General features: G+C 71.2%; 22 protein-coding genes. 10 read left to right on the forward strand and 12 right to left on the reverse strand.

Annotation, left to right across the window (positions count from 1 at the left end; genetic code table 11):
• Positions 1-8 precede the first annotated feature (8 nt).
• The 5 genes from WQ53_RS15690 to WQ53_RS15710 all read right to left on the reverse strand — a co-directional run bounded on the left by WQ53_RS15690 (position 9) and on the right by WQ53_RS15710 (position 4357).
• On the reverse strand, positions 9-1196 hold the full coding sequence (locus tag WQ53_RS15690; protein WP_052633634.1) for a methyl-accepting chemotaxis protein: 1188 nt from the start codon (positions 1194-1196) through the stop codon (positions 9-11).
• Positions 1197-1330: 134 nt separating this feature from the next.
• Positions 1331-1942: a high frequency lysogenization protein HflD gene (gene hflD, locus WQ53_RS15695; RefSeq protein ID WP_052634128.1), complete on the reverse strand. Its 612-nt coding sequence runs from the start codon at positions 1940-1942 to the stop codon at positions 1331-1333.
• A 318-nt stretch (positions 1943-2260) separates the two neighbouring features.
• Positions 2261-3373: a tRNA 2-thiouridine(34) synthase MnmA gene (mnmA, locus tag WQ53_RS15700; RefSeq protein ID WP_052633635.1), complete on the reverse strand. Its 1113-nt coding sequence runs from the start codon at positions 3371-3373 to the stop codon at positions 2261-2263.
• A 28-nt stretch (positions 3374-3401) separates the two neighbouring features.
• Positions 3402-3866 carry an NUDIX hydrolase gene (locus WQ53_RS15705; protein ID WP_052633636.1) on the reverse strand — a complete coding sequence of 155 codons (465 nt, stop codon included), beginning with the start codon at positions 3864-3866 and terminating at the stop codon, positions 3402-3404.
• Between the two features lie 2 nt (positions 3867-3868).
• Positions 3869-4357, reverse strand: coding sequence for a hypothetical protein (locus WQ53_RS15710; RefSeq protein ID WP_052633637.1), 489 nt, complete (start codon positions 4355-4357; stop codon positions 3869-3871).
• A 98-nt stretch (positions 4358-4455) separates the two neighbouring features.
• On the opposite strand from WQ53_RS15710, the gene clpS reads away from it, so the two are divergent.
• Both clpS and clpA read left to right on the forward strand, forming a co-directional pair.
• A complete protein-coding gene (gene clpS / locus WQ53_RS15715) occupies positions 4456-4776 on the forward strand; it encodes an ATP-dependent Clp protease adapter ClpS (protein ID WP_052633639.1) in 321 nt (106 codons plus the stop codon).
• Between the two features lie 123 nt (positions 4777-4899).
• Complete coding sequence (gene clpA, locus WQ53_RS15720) at positions 4900-7188, forward strand: ATP-dependent Clp protease ATP-binding subunit ClpA (protein ID WP_052633641.1); 2289 nt, start codon at positions 4900-4902, stop codon at positions 7186-7188.
• 126 nt (positions 7189-7314) lie between these two features.
• On the opposite strand, the gene WQ53_RS15725 is transcribed toward clpA, so the two are convergent.
• From WQ53_RS15725 to trxB, 5 genes are all read right to left on the reverse strand, one after another.
• Positions 7315-7680: a hypothetical protein gene (locus tag WQ53_RS15725; RefSeq protein WP_052633644.1), complete on the reverse strand. Its 366-nt coding sequence runs from the start codon at positions 7678-7680 to the stop codon at positions 7315-7317.
• A gap of 857 nt (positions 7681-8537) precedes the next feature.
• On the reverse strand, positions 8538-8756 hold the full coding sequence (gene infA / locus WQ53_RS15730; RefSeq protein WP_052633646.1) for a translation initiation factor IF-1: 219 nt from the start codon (positions 8754-8756) through the stop codon (positions 8538-8540).
• A 76-nt stretch (positions 8757-8832) separates the two neighbouring features.
• A complete protein-coding gene (gene aat / locus WQ53_RS15735; protein WP_052633648.1) occupies positions 8833-9582 on the reverse strand; it encodes a leucyl/phenylalanyl-tRNA--protein transferase in 750 nt (249 codons plus the stop codon).
• A 19-nt stretch (positions 9583-9601) separates the two neighbouring features.
• Complete coding sequence (locus tag WQ53_RS15740; RefSeq protein ID WP_052633650.1) at positions 9602-10741, reverse strand: GNAT family N-acetyltransferase; 1140 nt, start codon at positions 10739-10741, stop codon at positions 9602-9604.
• Between the two features lie 91 nt (positions 10742-10832).
• The gene (gene trxB, locus WQ53_RS15745) at positions 10833-11786 is read right to left on the reverse strand and encodes a thioredoxin-disulfide reductase (protein ID WP_052633652.1); all 954 of its coding nucleotides are present in this window, start codon (positions 11784-11786) and stop codon (positions 10833-10835) included.
• A 343-nt stretch (positions 11787-12129) separates the two neighbouring features.
• On the opposite strand from trxB, the gene WQ53_RS15750 reads away from it, so the two are divergent.
• From WQ53_RS15750 to WQ53_RS15780, 7 genes are all read left to right on the forward strand, one after another.
• A complete protein-coding gene (locus WQ53_RS15750; RefSeq protein ID WP_052633654.1) occupies positions 12130-14475 on the forward strand; it encodes a DNA translocase FtsK in 2346 nt (781 codons plus the stop codon).
• 269 nt (positions 14476-14744) lie between these two features.
• Entirely contained in the window at positions 14745-15380 is a 636-nt protein-coding gene (gene lolA / locus WQ53_RS15755) for an outer membrane lipoprotein chaperone LolA (protein ID WP_052633655.1), read from the forward strand.
• A gap of 209 nt (positions 15381-15589) precedes the next feature.
• Positions 15590-16885, forward strand: coding sequence for a replication-associated recombination protein A (locus tag WQ53_RS15760; protein WP_144409467.1), 1296 nt, complete (start codon positions 15590-15592; stop codon positions 16883-16885).
• Positions 16886-17102: 217 nt separating this feature from the next.
• Entirely contained in the window at positions 17103-18611 is a 1509-nt protein-coding gene (locus WQ53_RS15765; RefSeq protein ID WP_158497853.1) for a phospholipase D-like domain-containing protein, read from the forward strand.
• 71 nt (positions 18612-18682) lie between these two features.
• On the forward strand, positions 18683-19234 hold the full coding sequence (locus tag WQ53_RS15770; protein WP_052633661.1) for a lipocalin family protein: 552 nt from the start codon (positions 18683-18685) through the stop codon (positions 19232-19234).
• Positions 19235-19298: 64 nt separating this feature from the next.
• Entirely contained in the window at positions 19299-19784 is a 486-nt protein-coding gene (locus WQ53_RS15775; protein WP_144409351.1) for a hypothetical protein, read from the forward strand.
• 86 nt (positions 19785-19870) lie between these two features.
• Positions 19871-20206 carry a zinc ribbon domain-containing protein YjdM gene (locus WQ53_RS15780; RefSeq protein WP_052633663.1) on the forward strand — a complete coding sequence of 112 codons (336 nt, stop codon included), beginning with the start codon at positions 19871-19873 and terminating at the stop codon, positions 20204-20206.
• Positions 20207-20228: 22 nt separating this feature from the next.
• On the opposite strand, the gene WQ53_RS15785 is transcribed toward WQ53_RS15780, so the two are convergent.
• Positions 20229-20468, reverse strand: a complete 240-nt coding sequence (locus tag WQ53_RS15785; RefSeq protein ID WP_052633664.1) for a DUF2789 domain-containing protein — start codon at positions 20466-20468, stop codon at positions 20229-20231.
• Positions 20469-20680: 212 nt separating this feature from the next.
• On the opposite strand from WQ53_RS15785, the gene WQ53_RS15790 reads away from it, so the two are divergent.
• A complete protein-coding gene (locus tag WQ53_RS15790; RefSeq protein WP_052633666.1) occupies positions 20681-21841 on the forward strand; it encodes an NAD-dependent epimerase/dehydratase family protein in 1161 nt (386 codons plus the stop codon).
• Positions 21842-21896: 55 nt separating this feature from the next.
• Here the strand turns inward: WQ53_RS15790 and WQ53_RS15795 are convergent, their stop codons facing one another.
• On the reverse strand, positions 21897-22853 hold the full coding sequence (locus WQ53_RS15795; protein WP_052633668.1) for an SDR family NAD(P)-dependent oxidoreductase: 957 nt from the start codon (positions 22851-22853) through the stop codon (positions 21897-21899).
• Positions 22854-22947 lie beyond the last annotated feature (94 nt).

Below are 22947 nucleotides of genomic sequence, written 5' to 3' on the forward strand. Positions count from 1 at the left end.
GCCCGTGCTCAGAACAGCTCGACCGTGCCCGCACCCATGTTCTGCTGGGCGACCGGCTTGTGCGGCGGGGTCTCCCATTCGCCGCGCAGGTCGCGCAGGCGCTGGCCCAGGCGCTGCAGGGCGCGCAGCAGGTCCTCGTCGCCGACGTTGCTGCGGTGGAGCAGGTCCTGCAGTGCCAGCGCCTCGCGGTTGATCGCATCCAGGCGGTCCAGGTGGACGTGGGCGCCGCCCAGGGCCTGGGTGGCGATGTCCTCGAACTGCAGGGCGCGCACCGCCTCGGCGACGGAGCCGTCGATGGCGCGGCCGCACTCGGAGATCTCGCGCATGCCGTCGCCCAGCGAGCTGTTGATCGCGGCCACGTTCTGCAGCATTTGCGCCGCCTCGGCGCGCGCCTCGCGGGAGCGGTCCAGGTCGCGCGAGGCCATCTGGGTGACCGTTTCGCGGACCTTGGCGATGGCGTCCTTGGAGCTGTGCGCCAGCTTGCGGATCTGCTCGTTGAAGGTGGTCGAGCGCTCGGACAGGTTGCGCACCTCGTCGGCGACCACCGCGAAGCCGCGGCCGGCCTCGCCGGCGCGGGCGGCTTCGATGGCCGCGTTGAGCGCCAGCAGGTTGGTCTGGTCGGCGATCGACTTGACATCCTCGAGCAGGGCGAAGATGCCGTCCAGGTGCTGGGCCATCTGGTCGATGTGCTGCACGGTGACGGTGCTCTGCCCGGCGACCTGCTCCAGCGCCTCCACCAGCTGCTCCATGCGCGAGCTGGCGTGCTGGGCGAAGCGGGCCACGTCGACCCCGCCGGCGCCGTCCTGGTCGGCGATGATCCGGGCCATCGCGCCGCTCTGCTGGCGCGACTTGCGGTTCATCGCCTCGAAGCTGCCGCCCAGGCCGGCGACGGCCTGGCGGATCAGCTCGCGGGCCCGCTCGACCTCGTGGCGGGAGCCGTCGATCTCCTTGCCGACGAAGCTGCGCAGCTCGCCGAGCAGCTGTTCCTGCTCGCGGACCACGCGCTGGTGCTCGGGCGAGTGCGCCGGAACGGCACCGCGCAGCAGCAGCCAGGCGGCGAAGCCGAACCAGCTCAGGGTCAGGGTGGTCAGGATCGCCCAGCGGACCGCGGGCGGCCATTCGAGGCCGACGGCGAGGGGAGCGAGGAGGGTCAGCGCCAGCGGCGCGGCCATGCGGATGAGCAATCGGGAGTCCATGGGCGATCTCTGCGGAACCACGTTCGCAGTATCGGCCGCCCCGCGGTCGCCTTTAGTTCGCCGCGGGATGCCGGCGCCGGAACGGGATGCCGGTCACCCGCGGGCGCATGCCGGCATGGCGGCGCACGTGCCGCTCAGGGCAGCTGGCGGTCGACCGCCTCGGCCAGTGCCCGTCGCGCCAGCAGGAACTGCCACTGGCTGCCGCCGAGCTGGCGCCACAGCATCGCCGAGCGGACCGCGGCCAGCAGCAGGGCGCGGATCTCCGATACCACCCCGGGCTGGCCGAGGTAGTGCGGGTTGCCCTGGACCATGATCCGCGGGCGCAGGTGGCTGATGGTGTCGGCGTACAGCCCGCCGAGCGCGGCCAGCACGTCCGGATGGGCGCTGCCCTGCGCTTCGGCCTGCGGCGCGATGCTGGCGATGCCGTTGGCCACGGCGGCCAGGGTGTTGGATTCGCTGGAGAAGCGGCGCTCCAGCTGCACGGTCGCCAGCGCCAGCCGCGGCAGCAACGGGTCGTTGCCGCGGTTGGACAGGTAGTCGGCGAGGGCGCGCAGGCCGGGTTCGAGCGCGCGGCGGCCGCCGTAGATCTGCTCGGTGGAGTCGGCGTCGATGCGGAACACGCTGTCCAGCACCGGCTGCGCGGCATCGGTCTCGCTCTGCCCGGTCTCGGCGATGCGGCGCACCTGCTGCAGCGCCTGGGCCAGGCCGGCCAGGGCCAGCACGCGGTCGTCGTAGGAATGGCTCATGCGCGGCATTCTAACCGGGCGGGCGCGATGGTCGCCGCGCACGTACCGCTTCCGTGTGTGTGTAGGAGCCGGGTTCAGCCGGCGGCACGGGCGTCGGAACCATGAAGGAGTCGCCTGTGCCGGCGTGGCGTGTCGCCGGCTGAACCCGGCTCCTACAAAAAGGACGCGGCGCTTCAGTCGGCACGGCGACGTCCTCGTGATTCCTACGTCCGTAGGGTCGGGGAGGGGAGGCTTTGGCTGTTGTAGGAGCGGGCATGACCGCGACACGACGCCGTCGGCACAGGCGACGCCGTCACGATTCCGACGCCCGTGTCGCGGTCATGCCCGCTCCTGCACGCCCGGCACCGGCGCGTCGGTGGAATCGATCACCGCGCCGCCCAGGCAGGCCGGGCCGTCGTACAGCACCAGCGACTGGCCCGGCGTGGCGGCGCGCTGGGCGCGCGCGAAGCGCACCGACACCGTGCCGTCGTCGTCGACACGCACCCGGCACGGCTCTTCCTGCTGGCGGTAGCGGACCTGCGCGGCGCAGTCGAACTCCCGTGCCGGCGCCGCGCCCTCGATCCAGTGCATCGTTTCGCTGCGCAGCGCCCGCGACAGCAGCCACGGGCTGTCGCGGTCCTGGTCCACGTACAGCACGTTGCCGGCCACGTCCTTGCCGACCACGTACCACGGCGCGGCGGCGCGGCCGCGCACGCCGCCGATGGCCAGCCCCTCGCGCTGGCCGAGGGTGAAATAGAACACGCCCGGATGCTCGCCGACCCTGACCCCGTGCGGGTCGCGGATCTCGCCCGGCCGGGCCGGCAGCCAGCGGCCGAGGAACTCGCGGAAGTCGCGCTCGCCGATGAAGCAGATCCCGGTCGAATCCTTCTTCGCGTGGGTCGGCAGGCCGGCCTCGCGCGCGGTCGTCCGCACCTGCGCCTTGGGCAGGTGGCCGATCGGGAACAGGGTGGCCGCCAGCTGTTCCTGGCCGAGCTGGTGCAGGAAGTAGCTCTGGTCCTTGTCGCGGTCGGCGCCGCGCAGCAGCCGCCAGCGCCCGCCCGCGCGCGCGACCTGCGCGTAGTGGCCGGTGGCGATGCGCTCGGCGCCGAGCTCGCGCGCCGCGTCGAGGAAGTGCTTGAACTTGACCTCGCGGTTGCACAGCACGTCGGGGTTGGGCGTGCGCCCGGCGGCGTATTCGGCCAGGAAATGCTCGAACACCCCCGCCCAGTACTCCTTCGAGAAGTCGCGGAAGTGGAACGGGATGCCGAGCCGGCCGCAGACCGCGACCGCGTCGCGGCGGTCGTCCTCGGCCCGGCATTCGCCGCTGCCGTCGTCGTCCCAGTTCTGCATGAACAGTCCGGCCAGCGGTTCGCCGGCCTGCACCAGCAGCCAGGCGGCGACCGAGGAGTCGACGCCGCCTGAGACGCCGACCACGGTGCGCGGCACGCTCATCGCGATCGGCCCCGGGCGCCCGCAGCGCTCACAGGGCCTGGACCAGCGACAGCGGATGGCGCCGCCCGGCCAGCCAGTCGGCGGCCACCTGCCAGACCAGCGGGCTGCGGTGGTGGTCGCTGCGGGCGCGCAGTTCCGCCGGCGTCAGCCAGACCGCGCGCTCGATGCCGTCGTCCAGCCGCAGCGCCGGGTCGTGCGCCAGCGCCCGGCCGGCGAAGGCGAAGCGCAGGTACGGCTGCCCGCCCGGCGCGGTCCACTGGTAGGCGCCGATGAACGCGTCCAGGGCGATGTCCCAGCCGGTCTCCTCGCGGGTCTCGCGGACCGCGGCCTGGGCCAGGCTCTCGCCGGGTTCCAGGTGGCCGGCGGGCTGGTTCAGCACCAGGCGGCCGTCGATGCGCTCCTCGACCAGCAGCAGGCGGCCGTCGCGGGCGACGACGCTGGCCACGGTCACGTCCGGGCGCCAGCCGTGGCCGGGCAGCAGGGGGGCAGCCATGCTCAGAACTCGTCGCTGGCCAGGTCGCCGGCGAGTTCCCGCTCCATCTCGTCGGCGCTGGTCACCGCCGCGGTGATGGCCTGTTCCAGCGCCTCGGCACCGGCATCGGCGTCGATCTTCACCACCAGCATCGCGTACCCGCCGTTCTTGACCCAGGCGCCCAGCTTGAGGTCGTTGGAGGCTTCCAGCAGCCGGTTGGCGACCGGTGCGGGAAAGGTGCCGCCGTCGGCCTTGTAGGCCGGCGACCAGATCTCGCGGATGCGGTGCCGGCCGTAACTCTCCACCGGCGAACGGACGAACACCATCTGGGTGCGGTCGTCGTCCTCGATGGCCATGATCAGCTTGTAGTCGCCGTCGCCATCGATCTCGTACCTGTAGCCGAGCTGCTCCAGCAGCGGGGCCACGCCCGGGTCCGGTTCCTTGCCGGCGGCGTGGGCATGGATCGGCAGGGCGGCCAGCAGCAGGGCACAGGCGAGGCGGGGCGGCGACATGGGACTCCCGGGGGGAAGGCGTAGGGCGTTGCGGGCAGGGCATTGTCCGGCAGCCGGCGCGATCGAGTCCATCGGCACCGCCCTTTATAATTGCGGCCATGCCCAATACGCCCCGCCACGAACACGAGCACGGCACCCTGGTCGACCCCGGCAAGCCCGAGGTCGCGCCACCCCCCATGTACCAGGTGGTCCTGCTCAACGACGACTACACCCCGATGGATTTCGTGGTGGCGGTCCTGCAGCAGTTCTTCGCCCTGGACCTGGAGCGGGCCACCCAGGTCATGCTGCACGTGCATACCCGCGGCCGCGGCGTGTGCGGGGTCTTCACGCGGGAAGTGGCCGAATCCAAGGTGGCCCAGGTCAACGAGTTCTCGCGGATGAACCAGCACCCCCTGCTGTGCACCATGGAAAAGGCCTGACCGGCCGGCCAGGCCGGCGCCGCCGGACCCCTGGCAAGCCGCCGGCTGAACGCTGCGGTCCACGGGGGTTGTGGAAATCCGGGCGACAGGCCGCATATTGTTGGCAAAGCTCCGGAGTCCGCCATGTTCAGCAAAGACCTCGAACAGACCATCGGCCAGTGCTACAAGCGCGCGCGCGAAGCACGGCATGAATTCATGACGGTCGAGCACCTGCTGCTGGCGCTGCTCGACAACCCCTCCGCCCAGGCCGTGCTGCGCGCCTGCGGTGCGGACGGCAACCGCCTGCGCGGCGAACTGGACCAGGCCATCGAGGCCTCGGTCTCGCGCCTGGCCGAGGACGACGGCCGCGACACCCAGCCCACCCTCGGCTTCCAGCGCGTGCTGCAGCGCGCGGTCTACCACGTGCAGTCCTCGGGCAAGAAGGAGGTCACCGGCGCCAACGTGCTGGTCGCCATCTTCGGCGAGAAGGATTCGCACGCGGTCTATTTCCTGACCCAGCAGGACGTCACCCGGCTGGACGTGGTCAATTACCTCTCGCACGGCATCGCCAAGCTCGGCGACGAGCAGGACAGCGGTTCGCCGGCGCCGGGCGGCGAAGGCGAGGGCAAGGCCGAGGGCGGCGAGGGCGAGGGCAAGGGCGACGCCCTGGCCGAGTACGCCAGCAACCTCAACGAGCAGGCGCGGATCGGCAAGATCGACCCGCTGGTCGGCCGCGCCGACGAGATCGAGCGCACCATCCAGGTGCTGTGCCGCCGGCGCAAGAACAACCCGCTGTACGTGGGCGAGGCCGGGGTGGGCAAGACCGCCATCGCCGAGGGCCTGGCCAAGCGGATCGTCGAGGGCGACGTGCCCGAGGTACTGGCCGACGCGGTGATCTACGCGCTGGACCTGGGCGCGCTGGTGGCCGGGACCAAGTACCGCGGCGACTTCGAGAAGCGCCTGAAGGGCGTGCTGTCGTCGATCAAGAAGATTCCCGGCGCGATCCTGTTCATCGACGAGATCCACACCATCATCGGCGCCGGCTCGGCCAGCGGCGGCACGATGGACGCGTCCAACCTGATCAAGCCGGCGCTGGCGTCGGGCGACCTGCGCTGTATTGGTTCTACCACCTTCCAGGAATACCGCGGCATCTTCGAGAAGGACCGGGCCCTGGCCCGCCGCTTCCAGAAGATCGACATCGTCGAGCCGACCGTGGGCGAGGCCTACGAGATCCTGCAGGGCCTCAAGCCCCGGTACGAGGCGCACCACGGCGTGACCTACGCCGACGAGGCGCTGCAGGCGGCGGTGGACCTGTCGGTCAAGCACATCGGCGACCGCCTGCTGCCGGACAAGGCCATCGACGTGATCGACGAGGCCGGCGCGCGCCAGCGGCTGCTGCCGCTGGAGCAGCGCAAGGAACTGATCGACATCGAGGAGATCGAGACCATCGTCGCCAAGATGGCGCGGATCCCGGCCAAGCAGGTCAGCGCCTCCGACAAGGACGTGCTCCAGCACCTGGAGCGCAACCTGAAGATGGTGATCTTCGGCCAGGATCCGGCGATCGAGACCCTGGCCTCGGCCATCAAGCTGGCGCGCAGCGGGCTGGGCAACCCGGACAAGCCGATCGGCAACTTCCTGTTCGCCGGCCCCACCGGCGTGGGCAAGACCGAGGTGACCAAGCAGCTGGCGCTGCAGCTGGGCATCGAGCTGGTCCGCTTCGACATGTCCGAGTACATGGAACCGCACTCGGTGTCGCGCCTGATCGGCGCGCCCCCGGGCTATGTCGGCTTCGACCAGGGCGGCCTGCTGACCGAGAAGATCGTCAAGACCCCGCACTGCGTGCTGCTGCTGGACGAGGTCGAGAAGGCGCACCCGGACATCTTCAACATCCTGCTGCAGGTGATGGACCGCGGCGTGCTGACCGACACCAACGGGCGCGAGGCCAACTTCAAGAACGTGGTGATCGTGATGACCACCAATGCCGGCGCGGCGCAGGCCTCGCGGCGCTCGATCGGCTTCACCAAGCAGGACCACTCGACCGACGCGATGGAAGTGATCCGGCGCAGCTTCAGCCCGGAGTTCCGCAATCGCCTGGACGCGGTGGTGCAGTTCCAGGCGCTGGGCTTCGAGCACATCCTGCGGGTGGTGGACAAGTTCCTGATCGAGCTGGAGATGCAGCTCAACGAGAAGCACGTGGTGCTGTCGGCCTCGCCGACGGCGCGCGAGTGGCTGGCCCAGCACGGCTTCGATCCGCTGATGGGCGCGCGGCCGATGGCGCGGGTGATCCAGGACCGGATCAAGCGCCCGTTGGCCGACGAGCTGCTGTTCGGCAAGCTGGTCGAGGGCGGCCGGGTCAACATCGACGTGCGCGATGGCGAGCTGGTGGTGGAGAGCCAGTCCGAGCCGGAGCGGCTGTTGCCGGCGACGGTCTGACCGCGCGCGGCGGGCTTCGCTGGCCGGGCTCGCGGGCCCGAACCGCGCGGGCCGGTGGCCCGACGATACCGCCGCTTCCCGCCACGACGAGGTAGACGGGAAGCGGCGGGTACCGCGGAAACGGGGTCAGCGGCGGGCGCGCCGCTTGAGCTTGGCGAACTGTTCGGCATCGAGCGTTTCGACGTCGCCCACGTCGCAGGAGCCGCGATTGGTCTTGACCGTGCTGTCCCGGGGGCAGAGCCGGTCGTGGGTGCCGTTGCTGGTGATTTCGACCGAGCTGGCGATCGGCAGCGCATCGCAGCTCCTGACGAGTCCGACGCGGTAGTGGCTGTCGCCGTCGCGCAGCAGGAAATTGCTGGTGCTCCCGCCGCGCACGATTTCCTGGTCGCTGCCCAGGTCGACGCAATCGGTGAGCGTGGCATTGTCGGCCGCATGGGCGGCGAAGGCGGCACCGGCGAACAGCACGGCGACGCAGAGGCGCTTGATGTTCATGGCGATCGGGGGCTCGGGGGTCCGGATTGGACCGCGGTCAGGCTAGCCCCGTGCCATCGCCGGCGAATCTGCCTGTGGTGACAATGACCATGGTCATTGCGTCGCAGGTGGGAGTGACTTCCGGCATGCCGAGCGCGCCCGCCGGATCCGCGCGCAAGAAAGGTTCTTCTTCCGACTCCGGGAAGAGCTGACCGGATGCTGGATCGGGCGCAGGTGTCGTCGCCAACCACCGGCTTCAGTGCGGGGCGGCCGCTACGGCTTTGGAGCAATAGCGCTGGCTTCGGCCGGGAGCCGCCGTCCGATGGTCCCGGTTCCCTGTAGGAGCCCAGCTTGCTGGCGACCCGGGTGTCGGAATCACGAGGGCGTCGCCTGTGCCGAGGTCGTCGTGTCGCCGGCTGAACCCGGCTCCTACAACCGCCACGGCGCAACCGCTTTTCTGTAGGAGCTGACTTCAGTCGGCGACACGAGCGTCGGAACCACGAGGGCGTTGCCTGTGCCAACGGCGTCGTGTCGCGGGCAAGCCCGGCTCCTACAGAACGGCGCGGCGGCGCAACGACGGCTGTTGCTTCTGGACACCGGAACGGAGCCACGACCCTGACGTTCCCGAAGACGTGGCAGTGCGGGTGTGTTGCGGCAGCGGCCATGGATGGCCGCGTCGGCGAGTCGGCACAGGGATGTGCCGTCGAGACGACCGCAATACACTGCCGCGGCTCAGCCCGAAGCCGACCATCCCAGGCGCTCTTGCGGTTGCAGTTGCCTTCGCCGTCCTGCCCGTCCCCTCGAATGGGCCAAGAACCAAAAAAGAAAGCGGCCAGTGGCCGCCTTCCTTCCATGAGCGCATCGCGAGCGGATGCGCGTCACTTCATGCGGTAGGTGATCCGACCCTTGGTCAGGTCGTAGGGCGTCATCTCGACCTTCACCTTGTCGCCGGTCAGGATACGGATGTAGTTCTTGCGCATGCGGCCGGAGATGTGGGCGATGATCTCGTGCCCGTTCTCCAGGCGGACCCGGAAGGTGGTGTTGGGCAGCGTCTCGATGACGGTGCCTTCGAACTCGATGGAGTCGTCTTTCGACATGCGGTTCCGGGTCTGCCAGGGTCGGGGCGGAAAGTCCGCGATTTTACGTCACCTGGGCGGCGAAGGCAAAAAAGCGTTAATCCGGGAGTTGCGGACCGGCCAGCGAGACCGCCTCCCAGGTACCGAAAATCTCCGTCCAGCGGCCGGTGCCGCCCGGTTCCGCGGCCAGGTGCGCGACCGCCTCCAGGAAGCGCGGCCGCGGCCAGGCCTCGGCGCCCAGGGAGAGCAGGTGCGGGTTCTCGACCTGGGCGTCGATCAGCGGCCAGCCCCAGCCGGCCAGGCACCGGGCCAGCGCCGCCAGGGCGACCTTGGAACCGCCGGAGCGGGCGCTGAACATGCTCTCGCCGAAGAACATCCGGCCGATCGCCACGCCGTAGATGCCGCCGGCCAGCCCGCCGTCCTCGTCGAACACTTCGACCGAATGCGCGTGCCCGAGCCGGTGCAGGCGCGAGTACGCCTGCCGCATCTCGGGCGTGATCCAGGTACCGCGCTGGCCGGGCCGGGGGATGTCGGCGCAGGCGGCCAGCACCGTGTCGAAGGCGGTGTCGGCGCACACCCGCCAGCGGCTGCGGCGCAGTTCGCGGCGGAAGCGCGAGGACAGGCGCAACGCGTCGGTGCGGAACACCAGGCGCGGGTCCGGGCTCCACCACAGGATCGGCTGGCCCTGCGAATACCAGGGGAAGATCCCGTGCCGGTAGGCATCCAGCAGGCGCCGCGTCGACAGGTCGCCGCCCACCGCCAGCAGCCCGTCGGGCCGGCGCAGGGCGCGCTCCGCCGGCGGGAACGGCGCGTGCGGGTCGTCGGGCAACAGGAAGGGGCGGGGCATGCGCGGTTCCGGGCGTCGGTCAGCCGGCCCGCGCCGGATCCCGGAACGGACCGTGCGCGTCCAGCGTGGCGGCATAGCGTCGCACCGAGCGCGCTTCCTCGGCGCACCAGTCGCGCAGCGCCTGGCGGAACTGCGGATCGGCGATGCGGTGCCGGCTGCGGACCAGGGCCGGCAGGAAGCCGCGGGCCAGCTTGTGCTCGCCCTGCGCGCCGGGCTCGAAGCGGGCCAGGCCCTGCTCCAGGCAGTACTCGATGCCCTGGTAGTAGCAGGTCTCGAAATGCAGCCCGGGCAGGTGGGTGTCGGCACCCCAGTAGCGGCCGTAGAGAGTGTCCGCGCCGCGCAGGCAGAGTGCGCCCGCCACAGGGATCGCCTCATGATACGCAAGTATTATCAGGATGTTGCGAGGTATTTCTCGTGCAATGTGTCCGATGAAATCCCGAGTCAGCGCCGGAGCGTTGCCGTAGTCGCGGAAGGTCTGCAGGTAGAAGCGGTGGATCGCGTCCAGTTCGGCCGGCGATGCCTCGTCGCCGTGCAGGCGGCGGAACACGACCCCGGCACGCTGCACCTTGGCCCGCTCCTGGCGGATGTTCTTGCGGTGCCGGTGGTCCATCGCCGCCAGGAAGCCGGCGAAGTCGCGCCAGCCGTCGCGGTTGCGCCAGTGGTACTGCACGTCGATCCGCGGCAGCCAGTCCTCGCCGAACAGGGCGTCCTCGGCCCCGGTGTGGAAATTGACGTGGGCCGAAGCCAGGCCGTCGGCGTCGGCCTGGTGCGCGATCGCGGCCAGCAGCGCGCGCCGCGCCGCGCCGTCGCGGGCCAGCAGGCGCGGCCCGGGAACCGGCGAGTAGGGCACCGCGAACAGCCACTTGGGGTAGTAGTCCAGCCCGTGGCGCGCGTAGGCATGCGCCCAGGCATGGTCGAACACGAACTCGCCGTGCGAGTTGGTCTTGAGGTAGCCCGGTGCGGCGGCGACCAGCCTCGTGCCGTCCCACAGGGTCAGGTGGCGGGCGGTCCAGCCCCACTCCGGGCGCAGGCAGCCGTGGCGCTCCAGGCCTTCCAAGAAGGCATGGCGCAGGAACGGATTGCGGCCGTCGTGCAGGGCGTCCCAGTCGGCCGCCGCGACCTCGGCCAACGCGCCCAGCGTGCGCGCCTGCAGACTCATCGTGGCGCCGTGGGCGCCGTGGCCGGGCCATGCGCCGGGCGCGCATGCCCGGCCCGCCGCCGTGCCGTAGCCGGACGGCGGCGGCCCTGCATCAGGCGCCCTTGTCGAGGTAGCGCTCGGCGTCCAGGGCGGCCATGCAGCCGAAGCCGGCCGAGGTGATCGCCTGGCGGTAGTGCTGGTCGGCCACGTCGCCGGCAGCGAACACGCCCTCCACCGAGGTCTGGGTGGCGTTGCCGCCCAGGCCGGAGCGGATGTCGAGGTAGCCGTTGTCCATCGCCAACTGGCCCTCGAACAGGCCGGTGTTGGGGTGGTGGCCGATGGCGACGAAGAAACCGTGCGCGGCGATGTCGCGGGTGCTGCCGTCGAGCGCGGACTTCACCCGCACCCCGGTCACGCCGGCGTCGTCGCCCAGCACCTCGTCGATGGTGTGGTGCCAGACCGGCTCGATCCTGCCGGCCTCGATCTTGGCGAACAGCTTGTCCTGCATGATCTTCTCCGCGCGCAGGGTGTCGCGGCGGTGGACCAGGTAGACCTTGCGGGCGATGTTGGACAGGTACAGCGCCTCCTCCACGGCGGTGTTGCCGCCGCCGACCACGACCACGTCCTGGTCCTTGTAGAAGAAGCCGTCGCAGGTAGCGCAGGCGGACACGCCGCGGCCCTTGAACTTCTCCTCCGACTCGATGCCCAGGTACTTGGCGGTGGCGCCGGTGGCGATGATCAGCGCGTCGCAGGTGTAGGTCGCGCTGTCGCCGACCAGCCGGAACGGCCGCTGCGACAGGTCGGCGGTGTGGATGTGGTCGAAGATCACCTCGGTGTCGAAGCGCTCGGCATGGGCCTGCATGCGCGTCATCAGGTCCGGGCCCATCAGCCCGTGCGCGTCGCCCGGCCAGTTGTCGACCTCGGTGGTGGTCATCAGCTGCCCGCCCTGCTGCAGGCCGGTGATCACCACCGGCTTGAGGTTGGCGCGGGCGGCGTAGACGGCGGCGGTCCAGCCGGCGGGGCCGGAACCGAGGATGAGCAGGCGCGAGTGTCGGGTGGCGGACATGCAGTTCCGGAAAGGGAGTGAAAAGGCAGCGCATAGAGTGGCGGCCGCATCGGGGTGAATCAAGGCGAGCAGCGGAACGCTCCGGCCACGCTTCCTGTCCGTCGTCCCGGCGCAAGCCGGGACCCAGTGCCTTGCCGCCGCATCAAGCCTGGCTGCGATGCCTGAAAGTCGCTGGGTCCCGGCTTGCGCCGGGACGACGGGGCAGGGCATGCGCCGGCCAATCCGGCGAAGGGGCCGCAGACCCCGTGCACGCCGCTAGGCAATGGCCGACAGAACCATTTAAGATCAAGGCCTAACGTCGCATTCTGCGAGCGCTTCCAGACCCCCGGATCGATTTGTCGAAGTGGCCAAGGCATTGACGGAACGCAGCAAGTCCAGCCGCGGCAGCAGCGCGCGCGTCGAACGCGACGGCGCCGGCCCGCGGCGGCAGCGTCTCTGGCGCGACCTGGCCCTGATCGTGATCGCGCCGCTGCTGCTGTACCTGCTGGCCTGCCTGATCAGCTATTCGCCCGACGACCCTAGCGGGTCCAACAGCGGCAGCATCACCGGGGAGGTCCAGAACCTGGGCGGCCTGGCGGGCGCCTGGATCGCCGACCTGCTGATCCAGTTCTTCGGCTATGCAGCCTTCATCCTGCCGGTGATCCTGGGCGCGGTGGCCTGGATCGCGCTGTTCGGGCTGGGCGAGGAGGACGAACTGGGCCCGGCGCTGCGGCTGGTCGGGATCGTCGGCTTCCTGATCTCGCTGGCGGGCCTGCTGCACCTGCGGCTGTACGTGGGCGACATCGGCCAGGCCGGCGGCGGGATCGGCAAGCTGGTCGGCCAGTCGCTGTCCAACGGCTTCGGCAGCCTCGGCGCGAACATGTTCCTGATCGTGCTGATGCTGGTCTCGGTCACCCTGGCCACCGGCCTGTCCTGGTTCTGGGTGATGGAGCGGATCGGCGCCGGGGTGCTGGCATTGCCGGACCTGCTGCGGCGCAAGACCCGCCAGGCCGAGGAATGGAAGCGCACCCGCGACATGCGCGAGGAGCGCGAGGAGGTCCGCAAGACCGAGGCGGTCAGGCAGGCCCGGCGCGAGCCGGTGCGGATCGAGCCGCCGGCCGCGCAGGTGGTGGAGAAGAGCGAGCGGGCCAAGCGCGAGACCCAGATCCCGCTGTTCCAGGGCGCCGGCGGCAGCCCCGACGGCCTGCCGCCGCTGGCCCTGCTCGACGAGCCCAGGCCACAGGTCAAGGGCTACTCCGAGGAGACCCTGGAGACGCTGTCGCGGCAGATCGAGTTCAAGCTCAAGGATTTCCGCATCGACGCGCAGGTGGTCGGCGCCTACCCGGGCCCGGTGATCACCCGCTTCGAGATGGAGCCGGCGCCGGGGGTGAAGGTCAGCCAGATCAGTTCACTGGACAAGGACATCGCCCGCGGCCTGTCGGTCAAGTCGGTGCGCGTGGTCGACGTGATCCCGGGCAAGTCGGTGATCGGCCTGGAGATCCCCAACACCAGCCGGGAGATGATCTTCCTCTCCGAGCTGCTGCGCTCCAAGGAATACGACAAGTCCGGCAGCCCGCTGACCCTGGCCCTGGGCAAGGACATCGCCGGCCGGCCGACGGTGGCCGACCTGGCGCGCATGCCGCACCTGCTGGTGGCCGGCACCACCGGCTCGGGCAAGTCGGTGGCGGTCAACGCCATGGTCCTGAGCCTGCTGTACAAGGCCAGCCCCAAGGACCTGCGGATGCTGATGATCGATCCGAAGATGCTCGAACTGAGCGTCTACCAGGACATCCCGCACCTGCTGGCACCGGTCGTGACCGACATGAAGGAGGCCGCCAACGGCCTGCGCTGGTGCGTGGCGGAGATGGAGCGCCGCTACAAGCTGATGAGCGCGGTGGGCGTGCGCAACTTGGCCGGCTTCAACAAGAAGGTCCGGGACGCCATCGACGCCGGCCAGCCGCTGATGGACCCGTTGTTCAAGCCGAACCCCGAGCTGGGCGAGGCGCCGCGACCGCTGGAGCCGCTGCCGTTCATCGTCATCTTCATCGACGAATTCGCCGACATGATGATGATCGTCGGCAAGAAGGTCGAGGAGCTGATCGCGCGCCTGGCGCAGAAGGCGCGCGCGGCCGGCATCCACCTGATCCTGGCCACCCAGCGCCCGTCGGTGGACGTGATTACGGGCCTGATCAAGGCCAATATCCCCACCCGCATCGCCTTCCAGGTCTCGAGCAAGATCGATTCGCGCACGATCCTGGACCAGTCCGGCGCGGAGACGCTGCTGGGCCATGGCGACATGCTCTACCTGCCGCCGGGCACGGCCATGCCCGAGCGCATCCACGGCGCCTTCGTCAGCGACGAGGAGGTGCACCGCGTGGTCGAGCACCTCAAGGCCAGCGGCCGCGCCGACTACGTCGAAGGCGTGCTGGACGAGGTGCAGACGATGGGCGACGGCGTGGTGGTCGGCGCCACCGGTCTGCCCGAGGCCGGCGGCGGGGGCGGGGACGAGTCCGATCCGCTGTACGACGAGGCCGTGCGGATCGTCACCGAAACCCGCCGCGCGTCCATTTCCGGCGTGCAGCGTCGCCTGAAGATCGGCTACAACCGCGCCGCGCGCCTGATCGAGGCGATGGAAGCGGCCGGCGTGGTCAGCCCGCCCGAGCACAACGGCGACCGCAGCGTGCTGGCGCCGCCACCGCCGCGGGACTGAGCCGGCGCCCTTGGCTTGTGTGTAGGAGCGGGCATGACCGCGACCCGACGACGTCGGCACAGGTGACGCCCCTGGCGATTCGACGCCCGGGTCGCGGTCATGCCCGCTCCTACAACAAACGGCAGGCGGGCAAGACCACGACCCGCATCGGCACAGGCACGCCTGCCGCAGTTCCCGAAGGTGCGTCGACAAGACCCGAACATGCCGCCGCCTGTTCAGGTTCCGCGCGGCACACTGGCCGCAACCAAATCCATCGAATCGACGCCACCATGCTCCGCATCCCGCGCCTCGTTCCCCGTCTCGCCCTCGCCGTCGGACTGCTCCTCGCCGGCAACGCCTTCGCCGGCGCCCGCGACGAGCTGAACCGCTTCACCAGCGGCCTGAAGGGCCTGGAAGGGCAGTTCAGCCAGCAGGTGTTCGACGCCAACGGCCGCGCCAAGGAGAGCAGCAGCGGCAAGGTCGCCGTCTCCGCGCCGCGCCTGTTCCGCTGGGAGTACGTCAAGCCGTTCGCCCAGCTGATCGTGGCCGACGGGCAGAAGGTGTGGGTCTACGAACCGGACCTGCAGCAGGCCAGCGTGCGTGCGCAGGGCGAGGAGGAGCGCAACAGCCCGCTGGTGGCGCTGTTCGACCCGGCGCGGCTGGACCGCCAGTTCGACGTCAGCGAGGAGGCCGCGGCCAGCGACGGCCTGCAGTGGCTGACCCTGACCCCGAAGGTCGACGCCGAGGCCAACTTCCAGATGGCGCGGCTGGGCTTCGGCCCGCAGGGCCTGGCCAGGATGCAGGTGCTCGACCTGGTCGGGCAGAAGACCGAGATCAGCTTCGAGGGCTGGAAGCGCAACCCGGCCTTCGCCGCCGGCACGTTCCAGTTCACCCCGGGCAGGGATGTCGACGTCGTCGGCCAGTGAGCCCGTCGTCCCGGCGAACGCCGGGACCCAGCGACTTGGCTTTGCCGGGCCTGGCAACAAGAGCGGAGAGTCACTGGGTCCCGGCGTTCGCCGGGACGACGGGCAGGCATGCGATCCGTGCCGATTCTGCCTAGGATGACCGCATGACCCGCGCGCGCCGTTCTCCCGATCCCGAAAGCGACCTGCTGGCCGACGGCCGCCAGGACGCCATGCGCCCGCTGGCCGAGCGCATGCGCCCGCGCACGCTCGACGAGATGGTCGGCCAGCGCCGCCTGCTCGCGCCGGGTTCGGCGCTGCGCCGCGCGGTGGAGTCGGGCCGGGTGCACTCGATGGTGCTGTGGGGACCGCCGGGCTGCGGCAAGACCACCCTGGCGCTGCTGCTGGCGCGCTACGCCGACGCCGATTTCCGCGCGATCTCCGCGGTGCTGTCGGGCCTGCCCGAAGTGCGCCAGGTGCTGGCCGAGGCCGCGCAGCGCTTCGCCGAAGGCCGCCGCACGGTGCTGTTCGTGGACGAGGTGCACCGCTTCAACAAGGCCCAGCAGGACGCGTTCCTGCCGCATATCGAGCGCGGCAGCATCGTCTTCGTCGGTGCCACCACCGAGAACCCCTCGTTCGAGCTGAACTCGGCGCTGCTGTCGCGCTGCCGCGTGCACGTGATGGAGGCGGTGTCGGTGGACGACATCGTCGGCGCGCTGCGGCGGGCGCTGGACGACGGCGAGCGCGGCCTGGGCGGGCAGGGCATCGAAGTGGACGCGGCGCTGCTGCGCGAGATCGCCGGTGCCGCCGATGGCGACGTGCGCCGCGCCCTGACCCTGCTGGAGATCGCCGCCGAACTGGCCGCCGACGAGGGCGGACGGATCAGCGAGCAGACCCTGCTGCAGGTGCTGGCCGACCGCACCCGCCGCTTCGACAAGGGCGGCGAGCAGTTCTACGACCAGATCTCGGCGCTGCACAAGTCAGTGCGCAGTTCCAACCCGGACGCCGCGGTGTACTGGCTGGCGCGCATGCTCGACGGCGGCTGCGACCCGGCCTACCTGGCCCGGCGCCTGACCCGGATGGCGGTGGAGGACATCGGCCTGGCCGACCCGCGCGCCCTGCAGATGGCGGTCGATGCCTGGGATACCTACGAGCGCCTGGGCAGCCCCGAGGGCGACCTGGCCCTGGCCCAGGTCGCGATCTACCTGGCCAGCACCGCCAAGTCCAACGCCGCCTACAACGCCTGGAACGCGGCCCGCGCCGACGTGCGCGAGCACGGCACCGCCGAGGTGCCGCTGCACCTGCGCAACGCGCCGACCAAGCTGATGAAGCAACTGGGCTACTCGAAGGGCTACCAGTACGACCACGACAGCGCGGGCGGGATCGCGCTGGACCAGACCGGCTTCCCGGACGCGATCGGCGAGCGGGTCTACTACGAACCGGTCGAGCGCGGCCTGGAGATCAAGCTGAAGGACAAGCTCGACCGGCTGCGCGCCGCCCGCGAGCAGGCGCGCAGGTCGCGCGGCTAGGATCGGTCGCCTCCCCGTGCGCGAAACGCGGCGTGGCCACGCGCCCGTTCGGCCCGCAACTGCCGTCCTGCCACGGCCTGTACGCCTGCGGGTCTCGTGCTGCGCTTGTATGGCGGCGACCGCATCGGTGACGATCGTCGCCATCGGGCAGCGCCGGCGCCGCCAGGCGGGAGGGACGGGGATGGGAGCCTTCGGACGGACCGTGGCGGCTTGGGGGGTGTTGGCACTGGCGTGCCTGCTGGCCGGCTGCGCCGGCCTGCCGCCGCGCGCCGAGCTGCCGCTGGAGCAGGCGCTGCCGGCGGCCACCGACGGCGTGATCGCCGAACGCGTGGCGGCCGCCACCGCCGCGCATCCGGGCAAGTCCGGCTTCCACCTGGTCGCCGACGGCACCGAGGCCTATGCGCTGCGCGCCTACAGCGCCCAGGCGGCCACCCGCAGCCTCGACCTGCAGACCTACATCTGGCACGACGACCTGACCGGGCGGCTGCTGGCGCGGCAGGCGCTACTGGCCGCCGACCGCGGCGTGCGCGTGCGCATCCTGGTCGACGACCTGGACGCGCGGGCCAAGAATGCCGGCCTGGCCGCGCTGGACGCGCATCCGCGGGTCGAGGTGCGGCTGTACAACCCCACCGCCAGCCGCTCCGGCACCCTGGGCAAGGCCGGCGAGTTCGCCACCGGCTTCAAGCGCCTGAACCACCGCATGCACAACAAGAGCTGGATCGCCGACGGGCGGCTGGCGCTGGTCGGTGGCCGCAACCTGGGCAACGAGTACTTCGGCGCCAGCGACGGGCCCAACTTCGTCGACCTCGACGTGCTCATGGCCGGCCCGGTGGTCGCCGAGGTCGTGGCCAACTTCGACCGGTTCTGGAACTCGCCGTCCAACTACCCGATCGCCCAGTTGTCGCCGGAGGCGGCCAGCGAAACGGCGCTGGCGCGGCTGCGCCGGGTGCTGGAGGAGAGCGTGGCCGCGCTGGACGGCAGCGGCTACGCGCAGGTGCTGCGCGAAGACCCGTCCGTGCAGGACCTGCTGGCCGGGGATACCCGGCTGCATTGGAGCGCGCACTGGCGCTTCGTCAGCGACGATCCGATGAAGGCCGGGCTGCCGCCGGAGCAGCGCTCGGAGGTGGTGCGGGCGTTGCTGCCGGAGATCGGCAGTACGCGGCAGCGGCTGCTGGTGGTCTCGCCCTATTTCGTGCCGGGCGAGCGCGGCACCCGCGAGCTGCTCGACGCCGCTGCCCGCGGCGTGGACGTGCGGGTGCTGACCAACTCGCTGGCGGCCAACGACGTGGCCGCGGTGCACGGCGGCTACAGCCCCTACCGCAAGCCGCTGCTGGCCGGCGGCGTGCGGCTGTGGGAACTCAAGCCCGGCGGCGCGCCGGCGCGCTTCAGCCTGGCCGGCTCGTCCGGGTCGAGCCTGCACACCAAGTCGATGGTCTTCGACGGCGACCGCGCGTTCGTCGGTTCCTACAACCTCGATCCGCGCTCGACCTCGCTCAACTGCGAACAGGGCGTGCTGGTCGGGCACCCGGAGCTGGCCGCGGAACTGGCGGCGCTGTTCGCGCGCCAGACCGAAGCCGACCTGGCCTGGTCGGTCGCCCTGGAGCCGGGCGGCGGCCTGCGCTGGAGCGACGGCAGCGACGCCTGGACCCGCGACCCGGCGGCGACCGCCTCGCAGCGGGCAATGGCCTGGCTGATGCGGCTGCTGCCAGTCGAGTCGCAACTCTGAAGTACCGGCACCACGGCGCGCTCACGCCGCGGATGCCACCTTCGGGGCACGCCACGCACGATGCGACGCCCATGCGATCCCAGCCGCTCCCGATCCTGACGGTCCTGCTCGCGTTCCTGCTTTTCCCGATGGCCGCGACCGCGCAGCCACCACGCAACATGCCGGTACCGGTGCTGGACCTGCAGCGCTATTCCGGCACCTGGCACCAGGTGGCGCACTTGCCGATGTTCTTCCAGCGCAATTGCGTGCGCGACACCACGGCCACCTATACGCCGCAGGCCGACGGCAGCATCGAGGTGCGCAACGCCTGTACCCGCAAGGACGGCAAGCGGATCGAGTCGATCGGCGTGGCCGAGCCGGTGCCGGGGGCGCCGGGCTCGCTGCGCGTGCGCTTCGCCCCGGACTGGCTCGGGTGGCTGCCGTTCACCTGGGCGCCGTACTGGGTCATCGACGTGGATCCGGACTACCGCTGGGCGATGGTCGGCGGGCCGGACCGCAAGTACCTGTGGATCCTGTCCCGCGACCCGCGGATGGATCCGGCCCGCTACGAGGCGCTGGTGGAGCAGGCGCAGCAACTGGGCTATCCGGTCGAGGAGCTGATCCGCGAACCGGGCGCCGGCTGAGCACCGCATCGCCCGCCCGCGGCTTGAGGCATGATGGGCCCCACCCGCAACGAGGAGACGCACCATGCGCACGCCCATGCCTGCCGCGAACCTCTGCCTGACGGTCGCCCTCTGCCTCGCGCTGGCGGCCTGCAGGGGACCGCAACAGCCGGACGCGACCGTTCCGCCGGCCTCCGGCCCGGCCACCGAAGCGACCGTCGACGAAGCGGACGCCGCGACTGGCGACGCCGGCCTGGAAGGCGACATCATCGCCTCGACCAACGAGCCGTTCTGGCAGGCGCAGGTCTCCGGGCCGGTGCTGGTCCTGCGCGGCATCGACGGCCAGCGCGAACTGGCCGTCACCACCAGCGACACTGCCGGCGACACCCGCAGCGTGCGCGCGACCGACGCCAGCGGCCTGGTCGAACTGACGGTCACGGCGACCGAATGCCAGGACACGATGTCCGGCGCGACGTTCCCCTACAGCGCGGTGCTGTCCATCGACGGCGGTGGCCCGATCAACGGCTGCGCGCGTCCGGCGTCGATGCCGCCGCCCGGCGAACCGCAATAGGCACGGCAGGCGCAGGATCGCCGGGGCGGAACGAGTCCAGGCGCACGGGGTAGACTGCGCGCCCCTGCAGTCGAGCGGAACGATCCATGGCCGACTTTCCCGCGTGCCCGCAGTGCGGGCTGGACAACACCTACGCCGACGGCGCGTTCTGGGTCTGCCCGGACTGCGGCCACGAGTGGAGCGGCGAGGCGGCCGCCGAGGATGCGCTGGTCGTGCGCGACAGCAACGGCAACGTGCTGGCGGCCGGCGACACCGTGGTCGTGATCAAGGACCTCAAGGTCAAGGGCTCGTCGATCCCGCTCAAGCAGGGCACGGTGATCCGCAACATCCGCCTGGTCGAGGACGACCCGGCGCACATCGAAGGCCACTCCGACAGGATCAAGGGCCTGGTGCTGAAGACCGAGTTCCTGCGCAAGGCCTGAGCGCGGCGCCGGCCTGGTCAGGTCAGGTCGGCGCGCGCAGCGCCAGGTTGAGCTGGTCGACCACGATCGCCCAATCGGCATCCTCGATGCGTTCCTCGCGCAGCAGCTGGGCCTGCGCCGGCGACCAGAACGGCGCCTCTTCCAGGCGGACATCCTCCGGCAACGGCGCATGGCTGGCGATGAAGCCGCGGATGCCCGCCGCATCGTTGGGCAGGCCGAGCTGGGCGAACAGCTCGGAGAACGGGTGGACGGTCGGTTCCATGCGAAGGCTCCTTGGGGAAGGACGTGCCGGCCACAGGGTGGCGCGCGCGGCGTCAAGACCGGATCAGGGTGCTGCGCCGGCCGCGCCGGGGTGCCGGTCAGCCCCCCGACTTCCGTCATGGGCCCGGCGGTCGGCGGGAATGCTATCAATCCGCACGCCCGGGAGGCGCGCACCATCCGGCAGCGCTCCCCGCATGACAGGAGAGAGCCCGCATGCGTACCACCCGTCGTGACCTGATCCGGCTCGGCGCCCTGGCGGCGGCCGCGGCCGCTTTTCCCGCGCTGGCCAGTGCCGCGGCATCCACTGCGCCCATCGCCCGTGCATCCCGGCCGCTGCGCATCCTGATCCTCGGCGGCACCGGCTTCACCGGGCCGTTCCAGGTCGCCTACGCGCTGGCCCGCGGCCACCAGGTGACCCTGTTCAACCGCGGCAAGCGGCCGTCCCCGGAGTGGCCGGGCGAGGTGGAGCAGCTGCACGGCGACCGCAACAGCGGCGACCTGTCCGCGCTGCGCGGCCGCACCTGGGACGTGTGCATCGACAACCCGACCAGCCTGCCGTTCTGGGTGCGCGACGCCGGCCAGGCACTGAAGGGCAACGTCGGCCACTACCTGTTCATCTCCACCATCTCGGTCTATGCCGATGGCAGCCAGCCCGGCATTACCGAGGACGCGGCGCTGGCGCCGTACCGGGGCGCGGACGCCATGGCCGAGACCCAGCAGACGCTGATGGCCGACGTGCAGAACCTGTACGGCCCGCTCAAGGCGCTGAGCGAGGCCGAGGCCTGGAAGCAGTTCGGCGAGCGGGTGACGGTGGTGCGTCCGGGCTACATCGTCGGCCCGCGCGACGAGACCGACCGCTTCACCTACTGGCCGCACCGGGTCGCGCAGGGCGGCGAGGTGCTGGTGCCGGGCGACGGCAAGGATCCGATCCAGATCATCGACGGCCGCGACCTGGGCGAATGGATGATCCGGCTGGCGGAGAACGGCAGCTTCGGCACCTTCAACGCGGTCGGTCCGCGCGAGCCGCTGCTGATGGACGCGATGCTCGAGACCTCGCGCAAGGTGACCGGCAGCCGGGCGACCTTCACCCACGTGCCGGCGGAATTCGTGGTCGAGAACAAGCTCGACCTGCCGATCTGGGTGTACCGCGGCGATGGCCCCTATGCCGGCTACGGCCAGGTGAGCAACGCCCGCGCGGTCGGCGCCGGGCTCACCTTCCGGCCGCTGGCCACGACCGTGGCCGAAACGCTGGAATGGTTCGGCAGCCTGCCGGCCGAGCGCCAGGCCAAGCTGCGCGCCGGGATCCCGCGCGAACGCGAGGCCGAAGTGCTGAAGGCCTGGCACGCGCGGGCCGCGGCTGCGCCCGCCGCCTGACGCCGGACGCGGCACCGGCGGCGCGCCAGGCGGCAAGGAAGCCAGGGCCCCGCGGTCAGGCCTTCCCGCGCACCAGGTCCGAGGAGACCTGCCACAGGCGCGCGGCCATCGCCGCGTCCCGCTGCAGCGCGCTCTGTTCGCCGGCGCGGAAGTCGGCCAGGTACTGGCCACTGACGCCGGCCATCGCCGGATGCACGGCGGCGTAGCAGGGCGTGGCCGCGCCCTGTGCGGGCGTGCGCGCGTCGTCGCGGTAGCCTTCGTCCACGTTGCGCAGGATCGCGGTGCGCGTATGCCCGGGGCTGACGCAGTTGCTGGTCGCGCCGCTGCCGCGCAGGCGGCGCGACAGCTCGAGCGAGAACAGGCCGTTGGCCAGCTTGGAGTGGGAGTAGCCACGCGGGTACCAGCCCTCGCCGGAGAGGCGGTCGAACTGGATGCCACCCGGCGGCGCGGTGCGGTGGCTGCCGCTGCCGACCACCACCACCCGGCCACGCGCCGCGACCACCGTGTCCAGCAGTTGCTCGACCAGCAGGAAGTGGCCGAGGTGGTTGACCACGAACTGCTTCTCCAGCCCGCCCACGCGCTCCCAGTCGTCGAGCACGATGCCGGCGTTGCAGACCAGCGCGTCCAGCCGCGGCGCCAGCCGGCGCACCTGCGCGGCGCAGGCCCGGACCGAGTCGAAGTCGGCCAGGTCCAGCACCACCGGCGTGGCCTGGCCGCGCACGCCGGCGCAGGCGGCGCGGCCCTTCTCCGGGGAGCGGGCGGTACCGATCACGTGCGCGCCGCGCAGTGCCAGCACCCGCATCGTCTCCAGCCCGATGCCCGAATTGCAGCCGGTGACCAGTATCGTGCGGCCGCGCAGGTCCAGGCCGGCGGTGGCCTGCTCGGCGGAGATGCCCGCCGCGAGGCCGGCCGGCGGGGGCGGCACCGATGCGACGGCGGCGAAGGGCAACAGCGTCGCCAGCGGTGCGAGCGCGCCGGCCTGCAGCAGGCGGCGGCGGAACGTGTCGGGCATCGGCAGGGTCCTGGATGGGGTAGGGATCCCCAGCCTCGCCGCAGCCGGCGTCCCGGATCAAGTCCCGACGTGTCGCGCGGGAACCGCGGCACCG

Origin of the sequence: Pseudoxanthomonas suwonensis, assembly GCF_000972865.1 — a bacterium.
In the GTDB taxonomy this organism is placed as follows: domain Bacteria; phylum Pseudomonadota; class Gammaproteobacteria; order Xanthomonadales; family Xanthomonadaceae; genus Pseudoxanthomonas; species Pseudoxanthomonas suwonensis_B.